The organism is Pseudomonas sp. PWP3-1b2 (assembly GCF_049896045.1).
In the GTDB taxonomy this organism is placed as follows: domain Bacteria; phylum Pseudomonadota; class Gammaproteobacteria; order Pseudomonadales; family Pseudomonadaceae; genus Aquipseudomonas; species Aquipseudomonas antarctica_B.
In genome coordinates, this window is sequence record NZ_JAFCTN010000017.1 from 83,302 (window position 1) to 109,349 (window position 26,048).

Consider the following 26,048-nt stretch of genomic DNA (forward strand, 5'->3'; position numbering starts at 1 on the left):
CAGAACCGGGTGAGGCTTTTCCAGTCTTATACCGTGAGGCCCGACATTCCAGGCCCAAACCCGCAGTGAGGAATAGCATGAAGCGCATCTGGCGTATGGCAGGTGTAGGTTTGTTGATGATCAGCATCGGCACGCAAGTAATGGCCGACGACCCGCGTTCCGAGAACGGTGGTCAGCATGAACGAGGGCCCGAAGGTGGGCGGCCAGGCAACGAGCAGCCGCGCCCGCAAAACAACCAGCCGCGCCCCGAGAATAATCAGCCACGCCCGCAAAATCAGCACTTCGAGCGTGCCGAGCAGCAGGGCCGTGGCCAGTGGCAAGGTCGCCCGCAAGGCGCCGAGCAGCCCCGGCCCGCGCAGCAGCCTTCGAATAACCTGCCGATCCAGGGCCGCCCGGACACGGTTCGCCAGACTCAGGAACCGCGTCAGGGTTATTACCGAGACATCCCGCGTCGCAACGATGACAACCCGCATTGGCAAGCCGGCAATGGCCCCGGCCCGCGTCCGGGCGGCGGCTTCAACAATGGCCATCCCAACGACAACCGCTGGCCAGGCCGCCCCGATGGGCATGGCAATGGCTGGGGCCCAGGCCCGCAGTATCGCCCCGGTTTTATCGTCGACCGCTTCCCCGATCGCAATTACCGCGTGCCATACCGTGGCCAGGATTACTTCTACTCCGGCGGCTACTGGTATCGCCCGCAAGGCCCGCGTTATGTGGTGGTGACGCCGCCGTATGGGATTCGCGTGCAAACCCTGCCGGACTACGCGCGGGAAGTGTGGGTCGGCAGTACGCTGTTCTTCGTCGCAGCCGGCGCGTATTACACCTACGAAAGCACCTCCCAGCAGTACGTGGTGGTGCAACCGCCGGCGCAAGCACCGGCGCCTGCGCCGCAGAGCAATGGCTATGACGTGGTTGCCTATCCGGCCAACGGCCAGTCACCGGCCCAGGTGCAGCAGGACGGCTACGACTGTTATCGCTGGGCGGTGCAACAAAGTGGCTTCGACCCACGCACCGTTACCTACGCCCCGGACCCTGCGGTTGTGCAAACCTACCGCCAGGCCCAGGGCAACTGCTTGAGCAGTCGCGGGTATCAGGTGCAGTAGTGCTAGGGTTTGTTGCCCGTCACCACTTCCCGCGGGTCGGCGTGCACCAGCACTTCGGCACGCGGGTAGGCGGTGTGAATGGCGTCGGCGGCTTGATCGCTGATGCCGTGGGCGACTGACAGCGTCAATTCCCCCGGCAATTCCAGGTGCAGCTGCACAAACCAGTGGCTGCCGGAAATCCGCGTGCGCAAATCATGCGCACCCAACACCCCCGGCACTCCGCGCGCCAGTTCCAGCATGTGCTGGCTGACGTCCGGCGGCAGTTCCTCATCCATCAACACCGCAAAGCTTTCCCGGGCGATCTGGATCGCGCTCCACAAAATGTAGGCGGCGATGCCCAGGCCAAACCAGGCGTCCACCTGGTGATAGCCAAACCCAGCCAGTACCAGCGCCACCAGGATGCTGCCGTTGAGCATCAGGTCCGAGCGGTAATGCAGCGAGTCCGCGCGCACCGCGTTGGAGCCGGTTTCACGGATTACCCGGTGTTGCAGCATCAGCAGCGCCACCGTCATCGCCAGCGAAAACACAATCACGCCGATGCTCAGCCAGGGCGCGCCCACAGGTTCCGGGTGCTGCAAGCGCTGGTATGCCTGAAACGCGATCAACACCGCACTGCCCGCAATAAACAGTGCTTGGGCCATACCCGACAGCGACTCTGCCTTGCCATGCCCGTAACGGTGGTCGTCATCGGCCGGGCGCAGCGCGTAATGCACTGCCAGCAAATTCAGCAGCGAGGTTACGCCGTCGAGCAGCGAGTCGGTCAACCCGGCGAGCATGCTCACCGAGCCGCTGAACCACCAGGCGATGGCCTTGGTGATAATCAGCGCACAGGCCACGCCCACCGACGCGCGGGTGGCCAGGCGCAAGAGCCTGGCGTGTTCGGGGCTGCTGGTCATAGGCGGCTCACGTCCTTAGGCGGCGGGTTGCAGGCCCAGGGATGCGAGCTGTTGCACACTGCCCTTGAACTGGATCATGCGCGGGTCGTCCAGCGGCAAGGTGCGGCCGGTTTCTTTCTGAATGATGCTTTGCAGCTTGGCGGTGTCGACCTTGCCGTCGGCGCCGATGGCTTCGTGAAGTTTCTCCGGCGCGACCTGGGCGGTCTTGCCCGGTTCGAAGTAGATGGCGCCAGTCGCGAAGTCGACGCCAAACGCAATCAGGCCCGGGATCACGTAGAACAGCAGGCCCACGGCGTCGAGCACGGCGATGGCCGGGTCGATCTTGCCGTCGATCTGGCCACGGCGGTCAGGGTAGAAAATCGAACCGCAGGCCGTCAGTTGGCTCAGCAGGGTAACGGCGAGGACACCGCCGATGACACGGGAAGCGATACGCATTGGGACTCTCCTGAACAGTTATTACGAGACTATAAGCCAGATGTACCGAACGCCGCCGCTCTAATGTGGGAGCTGGCTTGCCTGCGATAGCATCACTGCGCAAACCGAGTTGTTCGCATCGCAGGCAAGCCAGCTCCCACACAAGCCCGCTCCCACATGTGATGGTGTTGTCCAGTCAATGAGCGGTGCCTGTGAGACCAGCATCGGCATCCGGCAGTTCGCCGTTATACTCGCCGCTCTGCTTTGGAGCCAGTATGAATTCGTTGCCGATTGATGATGTTTTACCCGCCCTGCGTGACGCCTTGGCGATTCGCCATGAAGCCGTGCTGGAAGCGCCGCCCGGCGCCGGTAAAACCACCCGTGTGCCCCTCGCGCTGTTGAACGAGCCGTGGCTGGCCGGGCAGACCATCCTGATGCTCGAACCGCGCCGCCTCGCTGCACGCGCAGCGGCCGAACGCCTGGCCAGCGAGCTGGACGAAAAGGTCGGCGAAACCGTCGGCTATCGCATTCGCCTGGACAGCAAAGTCGGCCCCAACACGCGCATCGAAGTGGTCACCGAAGGCATCCTCACGCGGCGCTTGCAGGACGACCCGGCGCTGGACGGCGTGGGCTTGCTGATCTTTGACGAGTTCCACGAACGCAGCCTCGACGCCGACCTCGCACTGGCCCTGAGCCTCAACGGCCGCGAGCTGTTTCGCGACGAGCAACCGCTGAAAATCCTGCTGATGTCGGCCACCCTCGAAGGCGAGCGCCTGTCGGCGTTGCTGAACGACGCGCCGATCCTGCGCAGCGAAGGGCGCATGTTCCCGGTGCAGATGCGCTGGGGGCGGCCGTATCAGGCCGGTGAATTTATCGAGCCGCGTGTGGTGCAAACCATCCTCGAAGCGCTGCACGACGAAACCGGCAGCGTGTTGGTGTTTCTGCCGGGTCAGGCTGAGATTCGCCGGGTCAACCAGCAACTGGCCGATGCCCTCGGCGATCGCACGCAGGTGCTGCTCTGCCCACTGCATGGCGAACTCGACCTCAACGCCCAGCGCGCCGCCATTGACCCTGCGCCCGCCGGCAAACGCAAAGTGGTGCTGGCCACCAACCTCGCCGAGACCAGCCTGACCATCAACGGCGTGCGTGTGGTGATCGACGCCGGTCTGGCGCGGGTGCCGCGTTTCGACCCCGGCAGCGGCATGACCCGCCTCGACACCCAGCGCATCTCCCGCGCCAGTGCCACCCAGCGCGCCGGTCGGGCAGGGCGGCTGGAGCCGGGCGTGTGTTATCGCCTGTGGTCCGAAGACCAGCATGAAGGTCTGGCCGCGTATGGCAGTGCGGAAATTCTCGCGGCCGACCTCGCAGGCCTGGCCTTGCAGCTGTCGCGTTGGGGCGTTACGCCTGCGCAACTGGTGTGGCTGGATGTGCCGCCGAGCGCCGCCTACGCCCAGGCCCAGGATTTGCTGATGCGCCTGGGTGCCTTGAATGACAACACACTCACCGCCCACGGCCAGAAGATGGCCGAGCTGCCTGCGCACCCGCGTATCGCTCATCTGCTGTTGCGCGGGCAGGACTTGGGGCTGGCGACCACCGCGTGTGATGTTGCCGCGCTGTTGGGTGAGCGCGATATCTTGCGCGGCGGCGGCGCGGATGTGCACAGCCGTCTGGCCTTGCTCAGCGGCGAAGAACGCGCGCGCGGAACGCAAGGCGGCGTGCAGCGCGCCAAGCAACTCGCCCGGCAATATCGCGGCTATCTAAGAGGAAAGGCGACCCAACCCGTGGCCGACCCTGACCACCCGCGCTGGCTCGGCGCCTTGCTGGCGCTGGCCTACCCGGACCGCGTCGCCCAGCAACGCCGTTCCGGTGGTGCCGAATACCGCCTGGCCAACGGGCGCGCCGCGCTGTTCGCCGAAGCCGACAGCCTGATGAAACAACCCTGGCTGGTGATCGCCGACCTCGGCAGCCGCCAGGGTCAGCGCGAAGAACGTATCTACCTCGCGGCGGACTTTGATCCGGCGCTGTTCGACACGGTGTTGGCCGAGCAAGTGCGCAACGTTGACCAGCTGGATTGGGACGAACGCGAAGGCGTGTTGCGCGCTGAACGCCAGCGCAAAGTCGGCGAACTGGTGCTGAGCCGAGAGCCGTTAACTGGCCTGGACGAATCCGCGCGCAGCCAGGCGCTGGTTAACCTGGTGCGGCGCAAAGGGCTGGAGTTGTTGCCGTGGACGCCGGAACTGCGCCAATGGCAATCCCGCGTCATGCTGCTGCGCCACCTGGATGCTGGCAACACCAGCGAGTGGCCGGATATCAGCGATAGCGCCCTGCTTGCCAGCCTCGAACACTGGCTGATGCCGTACCTGGGCAAAGTTTCGCGCTTGAGCCATTTTTCCAACCTGGATATTTCCAGTTTCCTGCACAACCTGCTGCCGTGGCCGCTGCCCCAGCGCCTGGATGAGCTGGCGCCGCAGCATGTAAAAGTGCCCTCAGGCTCGTCGGTGCGTCTGGATTACAGCGAACAGCCGCCGATTCTGGCGGTGCGTTTGCAGGAGCTGTTCGGGCTGGCAGACACGCCGCGCATTGCCGGTGGGCGTCAGGTGGTGAAACTGCACCTGCTGTCCCCGGCAAGGCGGCCGGTGCAGGTGACGCAGGACTTGGCGAATTTCTGGCGCAGCACATACGCCGAGGTAAAGAAGGATTTGAAGGGGCGCTACCCCAAGCACTATTGGCCGGACGACCCCTTGGTGGCCGAAGCAACCGCCCGGATCAAACCCCGCAAGTAGCCACAACAAAGATCACCTGTGGGAGCTGGCTTGCCTGCGATAGCATCGCCGCGGTGTAACTGAGGGACCGAGTTGTCTGCATCGCAGGCAAGCCAGCTCCCACAGGGGTTCCGTAGTGTTTTTATTGCGCGGCGGGCAGCAGGAACCGCGCAATCACGGGTAAGTGGTTGGAGATGCGCAGCGTGTCTTCCTGGCGCACCTTGGCCTCGACCCGCTTGATGCGTGGGCTGTAGAAAAGGTAATCCAACGTCCGATCCGGCCCATCCAGGCTCGGGTCATTGGGGAAGTTTGTCAGCCACTTCGCTCGATCAATCCCGCTGGACTCACTGTTACTCGGAATCATCGGGTATTTATCCCACAGCAAATGCAGCTCACTGTCCGGCGAATACCGCCCGCGCTTACCGGCGTCCAACCGCAAAAATTGCCCCAGCGGCAGCAGGTTGAAATCTCCGCCAATCAGCCACGGCGTGCCACGGCCTTCGAATTTATCCAGCAACTTCACCGTGGCTTTTACTTGCTCCTGCACCGCCGTACGCCCTGGCATGTCGCCATCCAGGCGTGTATTGAGCACGGCCAATTGGCCGCCGTCGCTCAACGGCAGGTAGGTCAGCAACAAGGCCGGTTTGGGTTGGAATTGGCGGGTGATGAAATTCGCCGGGGACACCGGCAGTTGCAGGCGCTCGGCGTGTTCGATCTGGTAGCGGCTCAAGGTCACAAGCTTGCGGCCGACGCTGCCGAAGATATGCAGGCTGGGCACGAAGTCGGCTTTCCAGTCGAAGGCCTGGGCGCTGCACGGGTAGAGGTCGACCAGGCGCTCCTGAAGCAGCGCAACCTGGTCCTGATAGTGGGACGGTTTGGCGCCTTCGTCGAGTTCCTGCAACAACAGGATGTCGGGCTGTTCATCGCGAATCACCCGCGCCACTTCATCCAGGCTGGCGGCCATGTCTTCGACGGTAGGGCGGTCGTCCGGGCCGCTGCTATTGGCCGTGTCGTACCAGAACACGTAGTTCTTGCCGGCCAGGTATTGCACGTTCCAGGTCATGACCTTGAGCGCCTGCCCTGGCAGCAAGGTTGGCGCGCGGGGCGCGACGCAGCGCACGGGCAGGACGTGTTTGTCGTCAGGGCGCCAGGTCAGGCTGTAGACCAGGGCCGTGAACACGGCGGCGAGCATCAACAGGCTCAGCACGGTTATGCGCAATAAACGGGTCATCGGCTCGGCTTATAGCGTTTGGAAGGTGCCGCGGAGCATATCACCGCGCGTCGGCGTCGCCACCGATCAGCATGAATAAACGGAACAGGACTACGCTGGTGAACAGTTGCAGGAAGCTGTGGGCGCTGTCGATCAACACACCCAGCAGCGGCGCGGGGTCTGGATAGGCCTCGACGCTGACGCCTTTGAGCAACCACAACGGCGTCATCACGCACAGCAGGCACACCAGGATCCGCCAGAAATGCCCACGGGTCAGGCGAAAACTTTCCTTCATCGCTTCCAGCGCCGACATGCCGCGCAACACCAGCAGGTACTCGGCAAACGCCAGCACCACCATCAGCCACAGCCCCGGCAGGAAATACAGCGACAGGCCGAGCAAAATCAGCAGGGTGCTCATGGCCGTCAGCAGCGCGAAACGCGGCCACAGCGCCAGGGCCATGGCCCACACATCCTTGGTGCTCGGCGACTCGCCACGGGTGCGCGCGTCGAGAAACAGGATCAAGGCGCCGGTGTACAGCGGGTACACCAGCAACCCCACCACCACGCTGTAACCGGGGAAGGCATCCGGCCCGAGCGTGTGGTCGAGCACCTGTTGCAGCAGGGCTTCGAGAATCACCAACGGCAGGCACAACTGGACGATGGCGCCCAGGTTGCCTCGAGTGAAACGAAAGGAGTCGCGCAGCACGTCTAACGGATTCATCAGCTTGATCACAGGCCTGAAAGCAAGGGCCACACTTTAACCGATCATGACTGGGCACACGCAAACGTAAACCTTAGGTAAAGACCATTGAAACGTTTCGTAACACCCCCATAACTAAGGCGTAGCTTGCTTGAACTCAGGCAGGACCATGATTTTTACCGGCAATCTAACGAGGTCGCCATGAACAGCGAAGAGCAAACCCTGATCGATGGACTGTTTTCACGGTTGCAACAAGCCGAAACGGACTCAGCCCCCCGCGACGCCCTGGCCGAAGCGCGGATCAAGGAACACATGACTCGCCAACCGGCGGCCGGGTATTACATGACCCAGTCGATCCTGGTGCAGGAACACGCGATCAAAAGCCTCGACGCGCAGAACAAGCAGCAGGCGCTGCAAATCCAGCAATTGCAGGATGAACTGCAACAAGCCAAGTCTCAGGCCGCGCAATCGGCGCCGAGCAGCGGCGGTTTCCTGTCGAGCATCTTTGGTGGCGGCGGCGCCCGCGATTCGCAACCGGCACAGAGCGCGCCCCCTTCATCGGGTGGCGGCTGGCGTGAACCGGCGCGGCCTCAGTTTGGCCAGCCTGCGCCACAGCAAAACTACGGCGCGCCACAGCAGAACTATCAACAGCCGCCGCAAGCACCCGCCGCGCCCATTGGCAGTGGTTTCCTCGGCGGTGCGCTGAAAACCGCAGCCGGCGTGGCCGGTGGTGTGATGCTGGCCGAAGGTATCAGCAGCCTGTTCAACCACAACTCGCAACAGCCGCAAGTGGTGGAAGAAATCATCCGCGAAGAGCCGGCGCCTGCCAGCGACAACGGCAACAGCAACTGGGGCAATGACGACCAGAAGTTTGCCGGCGGTAACGACAGCTGGGGCAGCGACAATGCCTCGGACAGCTTCGCCGACAGCGACTATTCCGACGACTCCTCCTCGTTCGGCGACGACGATACCTTCGTCTGACACTCCCTCAAGCCCGGTGCGCTTCGTCGCCCCGGGCTGATTTTTCGCTGAAACTTTCCCATGGCTGGCATACTGGCGCCTTTGCGGACCTACGCGTCCGAGGCCCGAGCGGCAGCCATGGGGAAGTGCGGTGAAGAAAATTGCGGTGTTCGCCGATGTACAAAACCTCTATTACACCGTGCGCCAGGCGTATGGCTGCCACTTCAACTACGCCGCCCTGTGGGCTGACATCAGCTCGCGCGGGCAGATCGTCGAGGCGTACGCGTATGCCATCGACCGTGGTGACAGCAAGCAGCAGCAATTCCAGCAGATCCTGCGCAACCTGGGCTTCACGGTAAAACTCAAGCCCTACATCCAGCGCGCCGACGGCTCGGCCAAAGGCGACTGGGACGTGGGCATCACCCTCGACATCATGGACGCTGCCGACCACGTCGACGAAGTGGTGCTGGCCTCCGGCGACGGTGACTTCGATATGCTGCTCGACCGCATCATCCAAAAGCATGGCGTTGAAGCCGTGGCCTACGGCGTGCCTGGGCTGACGGCCAATTCACTGATACGCGCTGCCAGCCGCTACGTGCCCATCGAAGGCGCGTTGCTGCTCAAATAATCAGTTAGACGGAGTTGGAACAGGTTTGGAACGTATAGCGGTCATCGACTTTGAAACCACCGGCATCACCCCGAGCAGCTATTGCCGCGCCACGGAAATCGCGGTGGTCATCCTTGAGCGTGGCCAAATTGTGGACCGCTACCAGAGCCTGATGAACGCAGGCGTACGCGTGCCGGGCTTCATCGAACAACTCACCGGCATCAGCAACGCCATGCTGCGCAGCGCGCCGCCGGCTGAGCGGGTGATGAATGAAGTGAATGAATTCGTCGGCGCCACGCCATTGCTGGCGCACAACGCCGCGTTCGACCAACGATTCTGGGATTACGAACTGAGCCAGATCCGCCGCACCCGCCTGCAGAAATTCGCCTGTTCGCTGCTGCTGGCGCGCCGCCTGATGCCGTCGGCGCCCAACCACAAGCTCGGCACCCTGAACACCTTCGCCCAACTGCCCCACACCGGCAAGGCTCACCGAGCGATGGCGGATGCGGAAATGGCCGCCAACCTCACGGCGCATTTGGCCCAGGAACTGCGCGGCACCCACGGCTTGCGCGAACTGTCCCACGACCTGCTGTGCACCTTGCAGAAAGTGCCGGCGGCGAAGATCAATGAACACCTGAGAAAACATCGCGGGTTCTAACCCCCGCGCGCATCTCATGCGGCTAGAGCGCCAGTTGTGGCGAGCGGGCTTGCCCCGCGTTGGGCTGCGCAGCAGCCCCAAACCTGACACTCGGTCTTAACTGAAAGAACGCGGCGCCCTTATTGGGGCCGCTGCGCAGCCCAACGCGGGGCAAGCCCGCTCACCACAACAGCCCATTCGCCACAAAATGGCGTCCTTGAGGCTATCGAGGCTGCACACACTCCAACGCCCGATCCACCACCTCCTTCGCCATCCCCACCAAATGCATCACCGCCCGCTGCTGCGGGTTCGCCGCCTCATCCAGTGAAGGCGCTGTCTCCACCGCGCAATGCAGCAAGTCAGCCGCATGGGCCAGGGCATCTTCGAAACTCAGGTTGTCGTTCAGCACGAAATTGGGCGCATCCGGGGCGCAGGCTTTGAGGTAGTAGTCGATGGCTCGGCGGTTGAGCAGGGCGTCTTCGCTGAGGAAGTTTGCCTGGGTGTCAGTTGAAGTAGAAGTTGCTTTGACCATGGTGAATCTCCCGAATCTTTAACCATCTCCTCCTGCGTATTCGGACTTGCACTTCCGGTCATCGAAGGGCCGACGACGTTGTGCAGATTAGTGGTGAGATCCCGGCAGAACAAGGCTTGAAACGTCGCTCGGAAATGTCCTGCAAGAGAACGGGAAGTGGTGAAGCAACTGACGCCATCGCCGGCAAGCCAGCTCCCACAGTAGATTGCATCCAGCCCTGACGACTCGGTCACTGTGGGAGCTGGCTTGCCGGCGATAGCGCTGGTTCAGCCACCATTTTTCCCATTGCCTTCCAACTGCCCCAACGGCACCCGCCTTTCTATCGCACTCGACAAAATAATCGACGTCTTGCTGAACCCGAACTTCGCAATCCGGTTGATCAAGTTCTCCAACTCCGGCATCGAGCCCACCGCTGCCTGCAAGATCACGCACGGGTCGCCTGTCACGCGGTGGCATTCTGTCAGTTCAGGGATTTCACTCAGTGCGTCATACACTTTCTGGCTGCCATGGTTGGTCAGCCGCAGCTCAATCACGCACTGAATCGGCAAGCCCACTTTGGACATGTCCACCTTGGCCTGGTACCCGGTGATGACGCCACTGGCTTCCAGCTTGGCCACGCGTTCGGCCACGGCGGGGGCGGAGAGGTTTACCGTGCGGGCCAGTTGCGCGTAGGACGCGCGGCCGTCTTCGAGCAGGGCGCTGAGGAGCATGCGGTCGTATTTGTCCATGATAAGGCTCCAATTGCGCAGGGCTTTCGAAAGCACGGTTTATAGCCTTCATAACCATGTTTTGAAAAGTGTACGGGCGCTTTAAACAGGTTTTGTAACTTATTTTTATCGGGCTGCTTTTCTAGAATAAACCTCCCGTTTCCTGCCGTAGAGCTGCCCAATGCCTGGCCCACGTCGCTTCCCTTTACCGTTGATCGCCGCCTTTTTTGCGTTGTATGTGATTTGGGGGTCTACCTACCTGGTGATCCGCATTGGCGTGGAATACTGGCCGCCGTTGATGCTCGGCGGGATTCGCTTTTTGCTCGCGGGCGCGGCGATGTATGGCTATTTACGCTGGCGCGGGGCGCCGGCGCCGACGTGGGTGCAGTGGAAGGCGGCGGCCAAGATTGGCGTGTTGCTGCTGACCTTTGGCAATGGCGCGGTGACGGTGGCCGAGCACACAGGCGTGGCCTCGGGTGTAGCTGCGCTGGCGGTGGCGACGGTGCCTTTGTTCACCTTGTTGTGCGGTTATTTCTGGGGCGCGCGTAATACGCGGTTGGAGTGGGCTGGCGTGGTGCTGGGGATTATCGGCATTGCCATGCTCAACATGGGTTCCAACCTGCAATCGAGCCCGACTGGCGCGATGTTGTTGCTGTTTGCTGCCGCTTCCTGGGCCTTTGGCTCGGTGTGGAGCCGGCATTTGCCGCTGCCTGCGGGCGCCATGGCCAGCGCGGCGGAAATGCTGATCGCCGGTGCGCTGCTGTTGGTCGGCAGTGCGCTGACCGGTGAGCGCCTGCACGCCATACCGCCGATTGAGGGCTGGCTCGCGTTGGCTTACCTGGCGGTGTTCGGTTCGATCATCGCCTTCAATGCCTATATGTACTTGCTCAAGCACGTGCGCCCGGCGGCGGCGACCAGCTATGCCTATGTGAACCCGGCGGTGGCGGTGTTGCTGGGAATTGTGTTCGTCGGTGAAACCATCGGCATGGAAGAAGCCCTGGCGATGCTGGTGATCATCAGCGCGGTGCTATTGATCAGCCTGCCCCAGTGGCGCAAGCCGAAGCCGGAAATAAGGTAAACTGCGGCGCATTACGGCTTTGCGCTGAATTTTTCCTACGGTAAATACATGACTTTCGCCTCCCTTGGCCTGATCGAACCCTTGCTGCGCGCCCTTGAGACGCTTGGCTACCAGACCCCGACGCCGGTGCAGGCGCAAGCCATTCCGGCGGTGCTGGCCGGTCGCGACCTGATGGCCGCGGCCCAGACCGGCACCGGCAAAACTGCCGGTTTCGCCCTGCCGCTGTTGCAACTGCTGACGATGGAAGGGCCGAAAGTCGCCGCCAACTCGGCGCGCGCGCTGATCCTGTGCCCGACCCGCGAGCTGGCCGAGCAGGTTCACGCCAGCGTCGCCGAATACGCGCAACACCTGCCGCTGACCACGTACGCGGTCTACGGCGGCGTGAGCATCAACCCGCAGATGATGAAGCTGCGCAAGGGCGTCGACATTCTGGTCGCCACGCCGGGCCGCCTGATTGACCTGTTCCGCCAGAACGCGCTGAAGCTCAACCAGCTGCAAACCCTGGTGCTCGATGAAGCCGACCGCATGCTCGACCTAGGCTTCTCCGAGGAGCTGGCGAACATTTATCGCATGCTGCCGAAGAAGCGCCAGACCCTGCTGTTCTCCGCGACCTTCTCTGATGATATCCGCCTGCTCGCCGGGCAGATGCTCAACGACCCGCTGAGCATTGAAGTCAGCCCGCGCAACGTGGCTGCCAACACCGTGAAGCAATGGGTTGTGCCGGTGGACAAGAAGCGCAAGGCCGAGCTGTTCGTGCACTTGATGCGCAAAGGCCGCTGGAAGCAGGTGCTGGTGTTCGCCAAAACCCGTAACGGCGTGGACGCGCTGGTGGACAAGTTGCAGGGCCTGGGCATCAATGCCGACGGCATCCATGGCGACAAACCTCAGGCGACCCGCCAACGCGCGCTGGACCGTTTCAAGTCCAGTGATGTGCAGATTCTGGTAGCCACCGACGTGGCGGCCCGTGGCCTGGATATCGAAGACCTGCCACTGGTGGTCAACTTCGACCTGCCGATCGTGGCCGAGGATTACATCCACCGTATCGGCCGCACGGGCCGCGCGGGCAACACCGGTGAAGCGATTTCCCTGGTGTGCGCCGATGAAGTGAACATGCTCTCGGCCATCGAGATGCTGACGCGTCAGACCTTGACCCGCCAGATGGAGCAGGATTTCGAACCGGAACACCGCGTGCCGGACACCGATGCCAGCGGGCAGGTGGTGAAGAAGCCGAAGAAACCGAAGAAACCTAAAACGTCGGGCGGTGGCGGCAAGCGCAACCTGGGCAAGTGGGTGGACAGCGGGGAGGCGACGCCGCCGGAGCCTTCGATCAAGCCGGTGCGCAAGGTGCCGGTGTTTAATACAGGCCCGCGTAAGAAGAAGTGATGGTGCGGTGTGGCTGATGGCCTCATCGCAGGCAAGCCAGCTCCCACCTTTGACCGTATTCACCGATCAAAATGTGGGAGCTGGCTTGCCTGCGATAGCGGTCTCAGCGGCTAAGCCATTCCAACAGGCCGCGCCCAGCCGCTCTGCCACTGGCAAAGCACCCCGTCAGCAAATACCCGCCGGTCGGCGCTTCCCAATCCAGCATCTCCCCCGCACAAAACACCCCCGGCAGTTGCTTGAGCATCAAACGCTCGTCCAGCGCTTCAAACGGCACGCCACCGGCGGTGCTGATCGCTTCGTCCATCGGCCGGGTTTTCACCAGGGTCAGCGGCAACGCCTTGATATCCACCGCCAGTTGCGCCGGGTCATTGAAGTGCTCAGCGGGCGCCAGTTCACGCAACAGCGCAGCTTTCACCCCATCCAGCCCCAAGTGACTGTGCAAATGCTTGCTCATCGACCGCGACCCACGGGGCTTGGCCAAGGCGGCCTGCACCTTGTCCAGTGGCTTGCTCGGCAGCAGGTCGATGTGCACGGTCGCCGAGCCGTCACGGTTGATTGCTTCCCGAATCGGCGCCGACAGCGCGTAGATCAAGCTGCCTTCGATCCCGCTGGCGGTAACCACGCATTCGCCCAGCCGGGGCTTGTCATCCGCCGACCCGATGGCAACGTTTTTCAACGGCGCGCCGGCGAATTTGCTGACCATCAATTTAGTCCAGGCCGACACCTCGAAACCACAGTTGCTCGGTTGCAGCGGGGCGTAAGGCACGCCTTTGTCCTCCAGCAACTTGAGCCAGGCACCGTCGGAGCCCAGGCGTGACCAACTGCCGCCACCGAGCGCCAGTAGCACCGCGTCGCTGTGGACAACTTTCTCGCCGTCCGGGCTGTGGATAAGTAAGTCACCGTCAGCATTCCAGCCTATCCAGCGATGACGGGTGTGGATAACCACGCCCTGATCGCGCAGGCGCTTGAGCCACGCGCGCAGCAGCGGGGCGGCTTTCATGTCGGTAGGAAACACCCGACCGGAAGTGCCGACAAAGGTCTGAATCCCCAAACCATGAATCCACTCACACAACGCCTCGGCGCCAAACGCTCGCAGCAGCGGCGCCACGTGCGGCGCACGCTCGGCATAGCGCGACAAAAACGCCGGGTAGTCTTCGGAGTGGGTGATGTTCATGCCGCCCACGCCCGCCAGCAGGAACTTGCGGCCCACCGACGGCATGCCGTCGTAAAGGTCTACCCGCACGCCCGCCTGGCTCAAGACTTCGGCGGCCATCAGCCCGGCAGGGCCGCCGCCGATAATGGCGACGTGGGAAGGGGCAGTGGCGGACATCAGCAGGCCTGGCGTGTAAAGAAAGGGCGCCCATTGTAAGAGATGCCGCGCGGTTGTGGGGGTGGGAAAAGGGTTGTTGTGGTGAACGGGCCTGTTGTGGTTAGCGAGCTTGTTGTGGTGAGCGGGCCTGTTGTGGTTAGCAGGCTTGTTGTGGCGAGCGGGCTTGCCCCGCGTTGGGCTGCGTAGCAGCCCCAATACTGCTACCGCGTTCTTTCTGAGGAAACGCAGCGACTTTATTGGGGCTGCTACGCAGCCCAACGCGGGGCAAGCCCGCTCGCCACAACAGGCCCGCTCGCCACAACAGGCCCGCTCGCCACAACAAGTTCGCTCGCCACAAGGGGGAGCGCAGCCGGCGGGGTCAGGCAAAGCCGGTGTTGGTGTTTGGCGGGTACTCGTCGGCGCGGTCGGCGTCGGTGATCGGGCCGCCGGTGAGGCCGTATTTGTCGAGCACCGGCACCAGGGCGCCGAAGAATTGGTCTTGTTGTTTCTCGCGCTTGACCACTTCGATGATCGGGAACACGAACGAGGTGATGATGCCCACGCCTGCTGCCGCCCAGCCCAGCACACCGGCGAAGGTTGTGGACAAGTATCTGGTCAAAAAACGTACAGTTTTCTGCAGCCCAAGTGCTTGCGTGCTTTCAGAGGCTTACACTCAAGTTATCCACAGGTGGTTCCACAGCCATTGTGGGTAACGCTCACACCTCAATGACAACCTGATGACGTCCACACCCGTTGTGCGCTGTGGTGCAGGATGCCGTGGCGGCGGGCCAGGGCAGGGCGGTCTTTGCTGTAGCCGCCGCCGATTACGCCCATCACCGGGATGTCGCGGCCCAGGCAGTGGCGCATCACGCTTTCATCACGGGCCGCAACCCCTGCGTCAGTCAGCTTGAGGTAACCGAGGGCGTCGTCCTTGTGCACATCCACGCCGGCGTCGTACAGCACCAGGTCGGGCTGATACAGCGGCAGCAGGTAGTTGAGCGCGTCGTCGACCACTTGGAGGTAGTCGGCATCGCCCATGCCCATGGGCAGCGGGATGTCCCAGTCGCTTTGGGCCTTGCGCGCGGGGAAGTTCTTTTCGCAGTGCAGCGACACGGTGATGGCATCCGGCGTGTCATGGAGGATGCGCGCGGTGCCGTCGCCCTGGTGCACGTCACAATCAAAGATCAGCACGCGGTTGACCCGGCCGCTGGCCAGCAGGTAATGGCTGATCACGGCCAGGTCATTGAAGATGCAAAAGCCCGCCGGGTAATCGTAGTGAGCGTGGTGGGTGCCGCCAGCCAGGTGGCAGGCCAGGCCGTGTTCCAGCGCCTGTTCGGCGGCGAGGATTGAGCCGCCGACCGCGCGCACGGTGCGTCGGGCCAGGGCCTCGTTCCACGGCAGGCCGAGGCGCCGTTGGTCTTCGCGGGACAACTCGCCACTCATGTAGCGTTCGATATACCCGGTGTCATGGGCCAGGGCCAGAATCTCGGTTGGGCACAGTTCGGGGCGCAGCAGTTGGCTGTCCTTGGTCAGGCCGCTGTCCACCAGGTGGTCGCGCAACAGGCGAAATTTGTCCATGGGGAAGCGATGGTCCGCCGGGAACTCGGGGCTGTAGTCATCGTGGTAGATCAGGGGCAGTGGCATGGGATTTTCTGACGGGAACCTGCGACGCATCTTACCCGCGTTGTACACTCACGCACATGGCAAGGGAGGGGCCCCATGGAGCCGATACTGGAATTGGAAAGCGCACGGTTGGTGCTGCGCCAATGGCGCGACAGCGACCTGACGGAATTTGCGCGCATGTGCACCGACGCGCAGGTCATGCGTTATTTCCCGGCCAAGCTGAGCCATCTGGAAAGCGCGGCGCTGATCGGCCGCATTCGTGGGCACTTTGCTGAGTATGGCTTTGGCTTCTGGGCGTTGCAGCGCAAGGACACCGGCGAATTCATCGGCCTGACCGGGCTGCAAAACGTCAATTTCGAGGCTGGCTTCACCCCGGCAGTGGAAATCGGCTGGCGCCTGGCCCGTGAGCATTGGGGCCTGGGTTATGCCAGCGAGGCGGCGTGGACGGCATTGCGCTGCGGCTTCGATCGCTTGCAGCTGGATGAGGTGCTGGCCTTTACCACCGAGACCAATCTGCCATCACAAAAAGTCATGCAGGCCATCGGTATGCATTACGATCCGCAGGCAGATTTTGAACACCCCAAGGTCGCAGCCGATGACGCGCTGCGCCATCATGTTTTGTACCGCATCACCCGCGCCCAATGGTTGGACACGCTGCACGGATAAGCAGCCCGGAATGCCTCACCGTTTGTAGGAGTTGCTCTATGAGCCAAGTATTGGAAGATCTGGTGGACTTGCTGACACTGGAGCCGATCGAGGAAAACCTCTTTCGCGGCCGCAGCCAGGACCTGGGTTTTCGCCAGTTGTTCGGCGGCCAGGTGCTCGGCCAGTCGTTGTCGGCCGCCAGCCAGACCGTAGAAGAAGCGCGGCACGTGCATTCCCTGCACGGCTATTTTTTGCGCCCAGGCGACGCCTCGTTGCCGGTGGTGTATTCGGTGGACCGCGTGCGCGACGGCGGCAGTTTCAGCACGCGCCGCGTGACCGCGATCCAGAAGGGCAACCCGATTTTCACCTGCAGCGCCTCGTTCCAGTACGACGAAGAGGGCTTTGAGCACCAGACCACCATGCCGGTGGTGGTGGGCCCGGAGAACCTGCCGTCGGAGCTGGAGCTGACCCAACAGCGTGCGCACCTGATTCCTGAGCACATGCGCGAGAAGCTGCTGTGCCCCAAGCCGATCGAAGTACGCCCGGTCACCGAGAAAGACCCGTTCAACCCGCAGGCGTCGGACCCGGTCAAATACGTGTGGTTTCGTGCCGACGGTGCCTTGGCCGACTCGCCAGCGCTGCATAAATACTTGCTGGCCTACGCCTCGGACTTCGGTTTGCTGACCACGTCCTTGCTGCCCCATGGCAAGACCGTTTGGCAAAAAGACATGCAGGTCGCCAGCCTCGACCACGCGCTGTGGTTCCACGCCGACCTGCGCGCCGATGACTGGTTGCTGTACGCCATGGACAGCCCGTGGGCCGGTAATTCCCGTGGGTTTTCGCGGGGCAGCGTGTACAACCGCGCCGGGCAACTTGTGGCCTCGGTGACACAGGAAGGCTTGATTCGCCATCGCAAGGATTGGGCATGAGCCTGACGCAGATCAAGCATTGGGTGTTCGACATGGACGGCACCCTGACCGTGGGCGTGCATGACTTTGCGGCGATTCGCGTGGCGCTGGAGATTCCGCCCGAGGACGACATCCTCACACATCTGGCGGCGTTGCCTGCGCAAGTGTCGGCGGCCAAACACGCCTGGTTGCTGGAGCATGAGCGTGAACTGGCGTTGGCTTCAGTGGCGGCCGAGGGTGCGGTGGAACTGGTGCGCGAGTTGGCCGGGCGTGGTTATCGCCTGGGCATTTTGACTCGCAATGCGCAGGAGTTGGCGCATGTGACGCTGGAAGCGATTGGGTTGGCGGACTGCTTTGCGATTGAAGACGTGTTGGGGCGGGAAGATGCGCCGCCCAAGCCTGACCCTGGTGGCCTGTTGAAGCTGGCTGCAGCCTGGGGCGTTTCGCCGAGCGAGATGGTGATGGTGGGCGATTACCGCTTTGACCTGGATTGCGGCCGGGCGGCGGGGGCGCGGACAGTGTTGGTGAACCTGCCGGAAAACCCGTGGCCGGGGCTTGCCGATTGGCATGCTGAAGATTGCTCTGCCTTGCGCCGAATGATTTAGCCCAGGCGATGGCGTTCAAATGTGGGAGCCAGTTTGTGTGGGAGTCGGGCTTGCCCGCGATAGCATCACCTCGGTATAGCTGACAGACCGAGGTGATGCCATCGCAGGCAAGCCAGCTCCCACACAAGCCCGCTCCCACATTTCTTATCGCATTTTTTCAGTGACTATTGAGCAAAGAGTACCTTCTCGCCTTCAGGCGAGGTAAACATCCCGTCGCCGTTATGCCCAACCCCCGGCACTTCCACCAGTTTGTGCGTCAACTGCGGATGGCGCGCCTTGAGGTAATCAAAATAGTTGTGCCCGCGAATCAGGCGATACGGCCCCTGGGTTTCGGCTTCGCAGCTTTTATCCAGCGCCGGGTGGTTCGGGTCGGTGTCCTGCTGGCCCAACAGGTAGGTCACGTCGCGTGAAACGTAAGCTTGCTCAAGCTGCTGGGCGCTCTGGCCCTTTGCATAGTCGGGCAGGTGCTGCATGCCGTATTTCCAGTCGTTGAAGCCTGGGCAACTGGCGACATCAAACTTCACCGGGCGCTGCGGCGTGAAGTAGGCGTAAGACGACGGGTTGGCAACGACGTAGCGCAGGCTGATGCCTTCGGTTTGCAGCATCGGGTGATCATGGCCGGTCAGCGCAAAACGCTGCACCACCTGACCACCGCCGGAATGCCCGGCCACCACGATTTCTTTCAGCGCCGGGAATAGTTTGCGGTTGCCCAAGTGCTTGATGAGCTGGTCGAGGGCACCGAAGGAGCTGATCTGGCCAGGCCCGGTGGAGGCATCGCCGGCCATCCAGTCATTGCCATTCCAGCGCAGCACGCCGTTGTCGAGGTGGTTGCGCTTCACGTCGGATTGATTGAGAAACTGCGGCGCGATCACCAGCGTATTGCCCGCCTGGCCAGCATGCTTGGCGGCATCTTCACCGCTTTGCAGGTAGGTTTGCGCATTGCGCAGGCGGCCGTGGACGATGATCAACGCGCGAGTAACTTGGGGCAGCGGCTTGCTCCAGTCCTGGCTCAGGCCCAGGCTGAGGTCGCCGCCATCCAGGTGAAAACGATCGGGGCTGACTTCCTTGACGCCCTGTTCTTTCTCGGCGGCCCAAGTGGTGGAACAGGTAATCATTAAGCCGAGCAGCAAACCCAATCGTTTATTCATTTAGAGACTCTTGGAGTTAAAGGTGTCGCATTGATTGATCTGGCCCCCTGCAAAGCCGGTCTTGAACCAGCGAACCCGCTGTGCCGAGGTGCCGTGGGTAAACGAGTCCGGCACGACGCGCCCTTGACCCTGTTGCTGCAAACGATCATCGCCGATGGCGTTGGCCGCGTTCAGTGCTTCTTCAATGTCGCCGGGCTCCAGCCAGTTCAGGCGTTTTTGTGCACGGTTGGCCCACACGCCAGCAAAGCAGTCGGCTTGCAGCTCCTGGCGCACCAGCAGGCCGCCGTCGCCTTGCATCGGCCGACCTTGCTCGCGCGCGGTCTGGATCTTGGCCGAGATGCCCAGCAACGTTTGCACGTGGTGCCCGACTTCGTGGGCGATCACATAGGCCTGGGCAAAATCGCCGGCGGCCTGGAAGCGTTGGGACATTTCCCGGAAAAAATCCAGGTCCAGATACACCTGCCGGTCAGCCGGGCAATAGAACGGGCCGCTGGCTGAGCTGGCGCCACCGCAGGCGGAATTCACACGCCCGCGGAACAGAATCAGTTTCGGGTTCTGGTACACCAACCCGTTTTCCTTGAAGACCTGGCCCCAGGTGTCTTCGGTGTCGCCCAGAATGGCGCGCACAAAATCCGCCTGTTGGTCATTCGCCGGCGGCGCCTGCTGCGATTGCGTGCTTACCGACGGTGCTTGTTCCCCTTGGCCGGTCAATTGGCCGAGGATCTGCATCGGGTCCTGGCCGGTCAGCCAGCCGATGCCCACGATCAGCACAATCGCCGTCAGGCTCAGGCCCTTGCCGCCGCCAAACCGCATGCCCCCGCCACCGCCGCCGCCACTGTCATTTCGCGCATCTACCACGTTGTCGCTGCGTCGGCCTTTTTTCCATAGCATGGGGCAATCCTCTCGTTAAACCTGCGAAACACTTAGTTCAAAGCAGTGTTGTTGGTGCATGGGCATGGCGCCAGCCCGGCTGTCCGACAGGTACGAGAGCGGCCTAGTATCGCTGCTATCAGGCCGTGTCGGCAGGGGCGCCAGATGAAAGTTGTGTCAGGTTTGCCAGGTCAGTCGCGGCAGTAACCTTCGCCAGTATCGACCACCAGGCAGTCCTTTTTATCCGCCAGCCATTTCAAACCGGTGGCTTCACCGTCGCCGGCGCTCAGCTGTTGCGGGCCGTCCGGGCGGGTAAATGCGATGCCATCTTCGTTCGCTTCACCCTTGAAGGTGCCGGAGTCGTCAGCGTCGAGGCCGTATTGCATGGTCAAAATATAATGCCCACGGCCAATGCTTTCGTCTTTGGCGATGGTCAGGTTCAGGCCTTCCACGCCGATCCATTTGCCAACCCATTTATCGGTGGGCGGGGTGGCTGGCACGAGGGTGGCTTGCACCGAGGCTGGCGCGGGCTTGGACGCTTCCTTTGGCTCTTTATTGCATGCGGTGAGCAGGGCAAGGGCAGACAGAACAAACAGAGTTTTTTTCATAGCGGGCAGGCCTTGTTTAAAAAGTGTTCAACGCGCGGTGAGAAGTGCAGCGTTGGACTGGTATCCCGTGATTTAGTGCGCTGTTCGCACGGTGTTTGGTTATGCTCTTGGGGCAGACGCAAGCTTGGCTGCTAGATTACCGGGTTGAGTGCAAAAGCGTTCAGCCCGCCATGCAAGAGAATTCAATGACTGTCAGCACACCTCTCTCCGGCGTCAACCATCCCTTCAAAGGCATTTTGCTGATTGTGGTGGCGACGTTTCTGTTTTCCAGCCACGACGCTTTGTCCAAATACCTGGCCGGGTTCTATCCGATTGTGATGGTGGTGTGGGCGCGTTACCTGGTGCACACCTTGCTGATGGCCGGGATTTTCCTGCCGCAGTCGGGCTTGCGCGTGCTGCGCAGTAAACGGCCGGGCATGCAGGTGGTGCGGGCGTTGTGCCTGTTGGGCACCAGCCTGTTTTTCACCGCAGCATTGCATTACATCCCGTTGGCGGAGGCCACGGCGGTGAACTTCCTGGCGCCGATCCTGGTCACCGCGCTTTCAGTGCCGTTGCTCGGCGAACACGTGACGCGTGGCCAGTGGCTGGCGGTGATTTGCGGGTTTATCGGCGTGCTGGTGATCATCCACCCCGGCGGCGAGCTGTTCACCCCGGCGGTGTTGCTGCCGCTGTGTTCGGCGCTGTTCTTCTGCTTCTACCAGTTGCTCACGCGCATCCTCAGCAAATACGACACGCCCACCACCAGCAACTTCTTCGCCGGCTTGTGCAATACCCTGGTGATGAGCGCGATGGTGCCGTTCTTCTGGCAGTTGCCGACGCTGTGGCACGGCGTGTTGATGCTGGCGCTGGGTACCTGTGGCATGACTGCGCACTTGATGTTGACCCAGGCGTTCCGCTTCGCGGCGCCGGCCTTGCTGGCGCCGTTTGGCTATTGCCAGATCGTGTTCGCAGGGTTGTTGGGCTGGCTGGTGTTCAACCATACCCCCGACCTGACCACGGTGGTCGGCATCGGGGTGATCTGCATGAGCGGGCTGGCCGCCGCCTGGCAGCAGCGGCGGCGCTAGGTCAGGCGTCTACGGTCGGGATCTTGCGCGGCGCCATGAAGTACATCCACACCAGCGCGATGAAGTACATCGCCGGGATCAGTGTGAACAACACGGTGTAGTTGTTGTTCGTCACGGTCAGGATATGGCCGACGATCTGGGTCATGAACATGCCGCCGATGGCCGCGCACATCCCGCCGAAACCAAACACCGTGCTCATCATGTGCTTGGGCGTGTAGTCCATCACCAGGCTCCAGATGTTGGCGGTCCAGGCCTGGTGCGCGCCGATGGCCAATGAAATGGCAAACACCGCGACCCACAGCTGGCTCGAGCCGGCCGCCATGATCACGCCGACGATGCAGCAGGCAAACAGCAGCATCGACAACAGCCGCGCCTTGATCGGATTCATCCCACGGCCGATCAGGAACGAAGACAGAATCCCCCCACCAACACTGCCGAAGTCGGCCGTCAGGTAGATGATGATCAGCGGAATGCCCATCTGGGTCACGTTGATGCCCAGGTTGTATTGCTGATTCAAAAACGGCGGCAGCCAATACAGGTAGAACCAGAACACCGGCGCGGTCAGCGAGTAGGCGAGGGCGAACGCCCAGGTGCCGCGCATGCGCAGGATGCGGCTGAACGGCACGCGCGGTTGTTCCGGTTCGGCTTGCTGTTGCACGTAGTCCAATTCGGATTGTTTAACGCTCGGATGGTCTTCCGGGTTGTAGTACTTCAAGCCCCAGCACACCAGCCAGATGCCGCCGAGTGCCGACATGCACAGAAACGCCGCCTGCCAGCCCCACACGTGCAGAATTAACGGCAGCAGCATCGGCGTCATCATTGCGCCAACGTTGGTGCCGGCGTTGAAGATGCCGGTGGCGACTGCGCGTTCACCCGCCGGGAACCACAACCGCGTGGTCTTGACGCAGGCCGGGTAGTTGGCGGCTTCGGTCAGCCCGAGGATAAAGCGGCACACCATAAAGCCGACCGCCGAGGTGGCCAGGCCATGGGCGCCGGTGGCCAGGCTCCACAGCAGCACCGCGCAGAAGAACACGCGTTTCACGCCCACGCGGTCGATGAGGCGGCCTTGCAGCACAAAACCTATCGCGTAGCCGACCTGAAACCAGAAGTTGATGTTGGCGTAGTCCATCGCCGTCCAGCTCATTTCCTTGGCAAGGATAGGCTGCATCACACCGAGGGCGGCGCGGTCGATGTAGTTCAGGGTGGTGGCGAAAAACACCAGGGCCAGCATGCCCCAGCGGGTTTTACCCACGGCCAGGGCGCCGCGGATTTTGTCGCCGATGCCGGCGTGCGGGTTGCCCGGGCGCGCGGCCAGGACGGAGTTTTGCGAAGGCATGAGGTCGTACCCGTTTTTTGAAATTTTTATGGTGTGTTCTGGGTCTGCTTACGTTTTCGATGGTGCGCAGCGACTAAAAAATCGTCAATTCGCCAAAGGGGCATAGTGTTCGATAATCGCACCGAAAACTAACCGGTTCGTACATTTTTATTGCTGCCTGTAGGCTGGGGGCGAATAATTTGCCACAAATAACAAGTGCCGGGAGTCGCCCTATGCAACGTTCCATTGCCACCGTTTCCTTGAGCGGCACCCTGCCGGAAAAGCTCGAAGCCATTGCCGCCGCCGGGTTTGACGGAGTTGAGATCTTCGAGAACGACCTGCTGTATTACGACGGCAGCCCGCGCGAAGTTAAGCAAATGTGCGCCGATCTGGGCATTGCCATCACCTTGTTCCAGCCCTTTCGCGACTTTGAAGGCTGCCGCCGCGACCGCCTCGCGCGCAACCTGGAGCGTGCCGAGCGCAAGTTCGACCTGATGCAGGAACTGGGCACCGACCTGGTGCTGGTGTGCAGCAATGCCTCAGCGGATTCGGTGGGCGATGAACGCATTTTGCTCGATGATCTCAGCCTGCTCGCCGAACGGGCCGGGCAGCGCGGCTTGCGTATCGGTTATGAAGCGCTGGCGTGGGGCAAGCACGTGAACACCTGGCAACAGGTGTGGAACCTGGTGCGGCAGATCGATCATCCGGCCTTGGGTGTGTTGCTCGACAGCTTTCACACCTTGTCTTTGAAAGGCGACCCGAGTGCTATCGCCGGGATCCCTGGCGACAAAATCTTCTTCGTGCAAATGGCCGACGCGCCGATCCTGGCGATGGACGTGCTGGAGTGGAGCCGGCATTTCCGGTGCTTCCCGGGGCAGGGCGAGTTCGACCTGGCGGGCTTTCTGGCGCCGATCATCAAGAGTGGTTACACCGGGCCGCTGTCCCTGGAGATTTTCAACGACGGTTTCCGCGCGGCACCGACACGGGCGAATGCGGCGGACGGCTTGCGCTCGCTGTTGTACCTGGAAGAGAAAACCCGCGAACGCTTGCAGCAGGAAGCGCCGGCCCAGCCCGTCGAGATTCTGTTTGATACCCCCGCCGCCAGCGACTACGACGGCATCGAATTTCTCGAATTTGCCGTGGACGAAAACCTCGGCGCCAAGCTGACGCACTGGCTGGAACGCCTGGGGTTCGTCAAGGCCGGGCAGCATCGTTCCAAGAGCGTGAGCCTGTTGCGCCAGGGTGATATCAACCTGATCCTCAACTGTGAACCCTATTCCTTCGCGCACAATTTTTTCGAAGCCCACGGGCCGTCGCTGTGCGCCACGGCGATTCGGGTCAAGGACAGCGCCAAAGCCCTGGAACGCGCGGTGGCCTACAAGGGCCAGCCGTATCGCGGGCTGGTCGGGCCGAACGAGCAGGAGCTGGCGGCGGTGCGCGCGCCGGACGGCAGCCTGATTTATCTGGTGGATTCCTGCGAGGGTTCGCTCTACGACACCGACTTCAACCTGCAAGCCGCGACGGCGTCCAGCGGTGGTTTGCTGCGCATCGACCACATGGCCATGGCCTTGCCGGCCGACAGCCTCGACAGCTGGGTGCTGTTCTACAAGAGCCTGCTGGATTTCGAAGCCGACGATGAAGTGGTGTTGCCCGACCCGTACGGCCTGGTGAAAAGCCGTGCGTTGCGCAGCCGTTGCAGTTCGATTCGCCTGCCGTTGAATATTTCCGAGAACCGCAACACCGCCATTTCCCACGCGCTGTCGAGCTATCGCGGCTCGGGCGTGCACCATATTGCCTTCGACTGCGCGGACATTTTCGCCGAGGTGAGCCGGGCCAAGGAGGCGGGTGTGCCGCTGCTGGATATCCCTCTCAACTATTACGACGACCTTGCGGCGCGCTTTGATTTCGACGAGCAATTCCTCAGCGAGCTTGCGTACTACAACGTGCTGTATGACCGCGACGCCTCTGGCGGTGAGTTGTTTCACGTGTACACCGAACCGTTCGAGGGGCGGTTTTTCTTCGAGATCATTCAGCGCAAAAACGGTTACGCTGGCTACGGCGCGGCCAACGTGGCGGTGCGCCTGGCGGCGATGGCCAAATCGCGCAGCGGCGCGGTGCGTCAGGCGCGTTTATAAGGGCGGGGCGGGTGCTTCCTTCGGCGAGCATCGCGCCCCATAATCACCGCCGAACAACAATGGCCGTGAGCGCACCATGACCTCGAGTCCCGAACTCCCCGCGGTGTCAGACGCACCGCGCAAGAGTCGCAAGAACAACCCGGAAAAGACCCGCGAAAACATCCTTCAGGAAGCCATTGTCGAGTTTGTTCAGCAGGGCCTGTCCGGTGCGCGTGTCGATGCCATTGCCGAGCGCATCCACACCTCAAAGCGCATGATCTATTACTACTTCGGCAGTAAGGAACAGCTGTACCTTGAGGTGCTGGAGAAGCTGTACGGCGACATCCGTACCACCGAAACGCGCATGAACCTTACCGAGCTGGAACCGCGCGAAGCGATCCGCCGGTTGGTGGAATTCACCTTTGATCACCACGATCAGAACGTGGATTTCGTGCGCATCGTCAGCATCGAAAATATCCACAATGCCGAGTACGTGAAGCGTTCGGATTCGATCAAGGCGATGAACAGCAACATCCTCGAAGCGTTGGGCGCGACCTTGCAGCGCGGTGCCGAGAGTGGCGTATTTCGCGCGGGGCTGGAGCCGTTGGACGTGCATTTGCTGATCAACTCGTTCAGCTTTTACCGGGTGTCCAACCGCCATACGTTCAGTGAGATTTTTCAGATCGAACTGTCGGATGAAGCGGTGAAGCAACGGCATCGGGAGATGATTTGTGAGTCGGTGCTGCGGTATTTGCAGGCCTGAGCACTCGGGCTGAAATGCAATCAATGTGGGAGCGGGCTTGCTCGCGAATGCGGTGGATCAGTCAGCATTGCAGTGAATGACACACCG

At 61.9% G+C, this 26,048-nt stretch carries 26 protein-coding genes; 13 read left to right on the forward strand and 13 right to left on the reverse strand.

What is annotated here, in order from left to right:
• The first annotated feature begins 77 nt into the window (after positions 1-77).
• Positions 78-1,103, forward strand: a complete 1,026-nt coding sequence (locus ACP7A2_RS13535; protein WP_426134588.1) for a DUF6515 family protein — start codon at positions 78-80, stop codon at positions 1,101-1,103.
• A gap of 2 nt (positions 1,104-1,105) precedes the next feature.
• Here ACP7A2_RS13535 and ACP7A2_RS13540 read toward each other — a convergent pair whose 3' ends face one another.
• Together ACP7A2_RS13540 and ACP7A2_RS13545 are read right to left on the reverse strand one after the other, a co-directional pair.
• On the reverse strand, positions 1,106-1,999 hold the full coding sequence (locus ACP7A2_RS13540) for a cation diffusion facilitator family transporter (RefSeq protein WP_426134589.1): 894 nt from the start codon (positions 1,997-1,999) through the stop codon (positions 1,106-1,108).
• Between the two features lie 15 nt (positions 2,000-2,014).
• Positions 2,015-2,434, reverse strand: a complete 420-nt coding sequence (locus ACP7A2_RS13545) for a polyribonucleotide nucleotidyltransferase (protein WP_426134590.1) — start codon at positions 2,432-2,434, stop codon at positions 2,015-2,017.
• A gap of 254 nt (positions 2,435-2,688) precedes the next feature.
• Between ACP7A2_RS13545 and hrpB the strand changes: the two genes are divergently transcribed.
• On the forward strand, positions 2,689-5,196 hold the full coding sequence (gene hrpB / locus ACP7A2_RS13550) for an ATP-dependent helicase HrpB (RefSeq protein WP_426134591.1): 2,508 nt from the start codon (positions 2,689-2,691) through the stop codon (positions 5,194-5,196).
• A 121-nt stretch (positions 5,197-5,317) separates the two neighbouring features.
• Here hrpB and ACP7A2_RS13555 read toward each other — a convergent pair whose 3' ends face one another.
• Entirely contained in the window at positions 5,318-6,406 is a 1,089-nt protein-coding gene (locus ACP7A2_RS13555; RefSeq protein WP_426134592.1) for an endonuclease/exonuclease/phosphatase family protein, read from the reverse strand.
• 40 nt (positions 6,407-6,446) lie between these two features.
• On the reverse strand, positions 6,447-7,106 hold the full coding sequence (locus tag ACP7A2_RS13560) for a YciC family protein (RefSeq protein ID WP_426134593.1): 660 nt from the start codon (positions 7,104-7,106) through the stop codon (positions 6,447-6,449).
• 180 nt (positions 7,107-7,286) lie between these two features.
• On the opposite strand from ACP7A2_RS13560, the gene ACP7A2_RS13565 reads away from it, so the two are divergent.
• The 3 genes from ACP7A2_RS13565 (at position 7,287) to ACP7A2_RS13575 (ending at position 9,310) form a co-directional block, all read left to right on the forward strand.
• Positions 7,287-8,066, forward strand: a complete 780-nt coding sequence (locus ACP7A2_RS13565; protein WP_426134594.1) for a DUF2076 domain-containing protein — start codon at positions 7,287-7,289, stop codon at positions 8,064-8,066.
• Positions 8,067-8,196: 130 nt separating this feature from the next.
• Complete coding sequence (locus tag ACP7A2_RS13570; RefSeq protein ID WP_083356641.1) at positions 8,197-8,673, forward strand: NYN domain-containing protein; 477 nt, start codon at positions 8,197-8,199, stop codon at positions 8,671-8,673.
• A gap of 25 nt (positions 8,674-8,698) precedes the next feature.
• Positions 8,699-9,310 (forward strand): 3'-5' exonuclease, encoded by a 612-nt coding sequence (locus tag ACP7A2_RS13575; RefSeq protein WP_348059150.1) that lies wholly within the window; start codon positions 8,699-8,701, stop codon positions 9,308-9,310.
• Between the two features lie 202 nt (positions 9,311-9,512).
• On the opposite strand, the gene ACP7A2_RS13580 is transcribed toward ACP7A2_RS13575, so the two are convergent.
• Together ACP7A2_RS13580 and ACP7A2_RS13585 are read right to left on the reverse strand one after the other, a co-directional pair.
• On the reverse strand, positions 9,513-9,821 hold the full coding sequence (locus tag ACP7A2_RS13580) for a DUF3077 domain-containing protein (RefSeq protein ID WP_426134595.1): 309 nt from the start codon (positions 9,819-9,821) through the stop codon (positions 9,513-9,515).
• Positions 9,822-10,087: 266 nt separating this feature from the next.
• The gene (locus ACP7A2_RS13585; RefSeq protein WP_426134596.1) at positions 10,088-10,549 is read right to left on the reverse strand and encodes an Lrp/AsnC family transcriptional regulator; all 462 of its coding nucleotides are present in this window, start codon (positions 10,547-10,549) and stop codon (positions 10,088-10,090) included.
• Positions 10,550-10,709: 160 nt separating this feature from the next.
• On the opposite strand from ACP7A2_RS13585, the gene yedA reads away from it, so the two are divergent.
• A complete protein-coding gene (yedA, locus tag ACP7A2_RS13590) occupies positions 10,710-11,606 on the forward strand; it encodes a drug/metabolite exporter YedA (protein ID WP_348059154.1) in 897 nt (298 codons plus the stop codon).
• A gap of 48 nt (positions 11,607-11,654) precedes the next feature.
• Positions 11,655-12,989 (forward strand): DEAD/DEAH box helicase, encoded by a 1,335-nt coding sequence (locus ACP7A2_RS13595; RefSeq protein WP_348059156.1) that lies wholly within the window; start codon positions 11,655-11,657, stop codon positions 12,987-12,989.
• A 103-nt stretch (positions 12,990-13,092) separates the two neighbouring features.
• On the opposite strand, the gene ACP7A2_RS13600 is transcribed toward ACP7A2_RS13595, so the two are convergent.
• The 3 genes from ACP7A2_RS13600 to ACP7A2_RS13610 form a co-directional block, all read right to left on the reverse strand.
• Positions 13,093-14,319, reverse strand: coding sequence for a TIGR03862 family flavoprotein (locus ACP7A2_RS13600; protein WP_426134597.1), 1,227 nt, complete (start codon positions 14,317-14,319; stop codon positions 13,093-13,095).
• A 358-nt stretch (positions 14,320-14,677) separates the two neighbouring features.
• Positions 14,678-14,905, reverse strand: coding sequence for a hypothetical protein (locus ACP7A2_RS13605; protein ID WP_348059160.1), 228 nt, complete (start codon positions 14,903-14,905; stop codon positions 14,678-14,680).
• Between the two features lie 116 nt (positions 14,906-15,021).
• Complete coding sequence (locus ACP7A2_RS13610) at positions 15,022-15,942, reverse strand: histone deacetylase family protein (RefSeq protein WP_426134598.1); 921 nt, start codon at positions 15,940-15,942, stop codon at positions 15,022-15,024.
• Positions 15,943-16,017: 75 nt separating this feature from the next.
• Between ACP7A2_RS13610 and ACP7A2_RS13615 the strand changes: the two genes are divergently transcribed.
• Genes ACP7A2_RS13615 through ACP7A2_RS13625 form a run of 3 tightly spaced genes read left to right on the forward strand, consistent with a single transcriptional unit; the run spans position 16,018 to position 18,079 of the window.
• Entirely contained in the window at positions 16,018-16,587 is a 570-nt protein-coding gene (locus ACP7A2_RS13615) for a GNAT family N-acetyltransferase (protein WP_426134599.1), read from the forward strand.
• Between the two features lie 38 nt (positions 16,588-16,625).
• A complete protein-coding gene (tesB, locus tag ACP7A2_RS13620; RefSeq protein WP_426134600.1) occupies positions 16,626-17,495 on the forward strand; it encodes an acyl-CoA thioesterase II in 870 nt (289 codons plus the stop codon).
• A complete protein-coding gene (locus ACP7A2_RS13625; protein WP_426134601.1) occupies positions 17,492-18,079 on the forward strand; it encodes an HAD family hydrolase in 588 nt (195 codons plus the stop codon). The genes tesB and ACP7A2_RS13625 overlap by 4 nt, the downstream gene beginning before the upstream one ends.
• Before the next feature lie 164 nt (positions 18,080-18,243).
• Here ACP7A2_RS13625 and ACP7A2_RS13630 read toward each other — a convergent pair whose 3' ends face one another.
• The 3 genes from ACP7A2_RS13630 to ACP7A2_RS13640 all read right to left on the reverse strand — a co-directional run bounded on the left by ACP7A2_RS13630 (position 18,244) and on the right by ACP7A2_RS13640 (position 20,705).
• A complete protein-coding gene (locus ACP7A2_RS13630) occupies positions 18,244-19,227 on the reverse strand; it encodes an alpha/beta hydrolase (RefSeq protein WP_426134602.1) in 984 nt (327 codons plus the stop codon).
• The gene (gene ypfJ, locus ACP7A2_RS13635; protein ID WP_426134603.1) at positions 19,228-20,118 is read right to left on the reverse strand and encodes a KPN_02809 family neutral zinc metallopeptidase; all 891 of its coding nucleotides are present in this window, start codon (positions 20,116-20,118) and stop codon (positions 19,228-19,230) included.
• Between the two features lie 170 nt (positions 20,119-20,288).
• Positions 20,289-20,705: a membrane lipoprotein lipid attachment site-containing protein gene (locus tag ACP7A2_RS13640; RefSeq protein WP_426134604.1), complete on the reverse strand. Its 417-nt coding sequence runs from the start codon at positions 20,703-20,705 to the stop codon at positions 20,289-20,291.
• A 185-nt stretch (positions 20,706-20,890) separates the two neighbouring features.
• Between ACP7A2_RS13640 and ACP7A2_RS13645 the strand changes: the two genes are divergently transcribed.
• Positions 20,891-21,769, forward strand: coding sequence for a DMT family transporter (locus ACP7A2_RS13645; RefSeq protein ID WP_426134605.1), 879 nt, complete (start codon positions 20,891-20,893; stop codon positions 21,767-21,769).
• A 1-nt stretch (position 21,770) separates the two neighbouring features.
• Here ACP7A2_RS13645 and ACP7A2_RS13650 read toward each other — a convergent pair whose 3' ends face one another.
• Positions 21,771-23,105, reverse strand: a complete 1,335-nt coding sequence (locus tag ACP7A2_RS13650) for an MFS transporter (RefSeq protein WP_426134606.1) — start codon at positions 23,103-23,105, stop codon at positions 21,771-21,773.
• Positions 23,106-23,317: 212 nt separating this feature from the next.
• Here ACP7A2_RS13650 and quiC point away from each other — a divergent pair, with 212 nt between their 5' ends.
• Entirely contained in the window at positions 23,318-25,219 is a 1,902-nt protein-coding gene (gene quiC / locus ACP7A2_RS13655; protein ID WP_426134607.1) for a 3-dehydroshikimate dehydratase QuiC, read from the forward strand.
• A 76-nt stretch (positions 25,220-25,295) separates the two neighbouring features.
• Entirely contained in the window at positions 25,296-25,961 is a 666-nt protein-coding gene (locus ACP7A2_RS13660) for a TetR/AcrR family transcriptional regulator (RefSeq protein WP_426134608.1), read from the forward strand.
• The last annotated feature ends 87 nt before the right edge of the window (positions 25,962-26,048 follow it).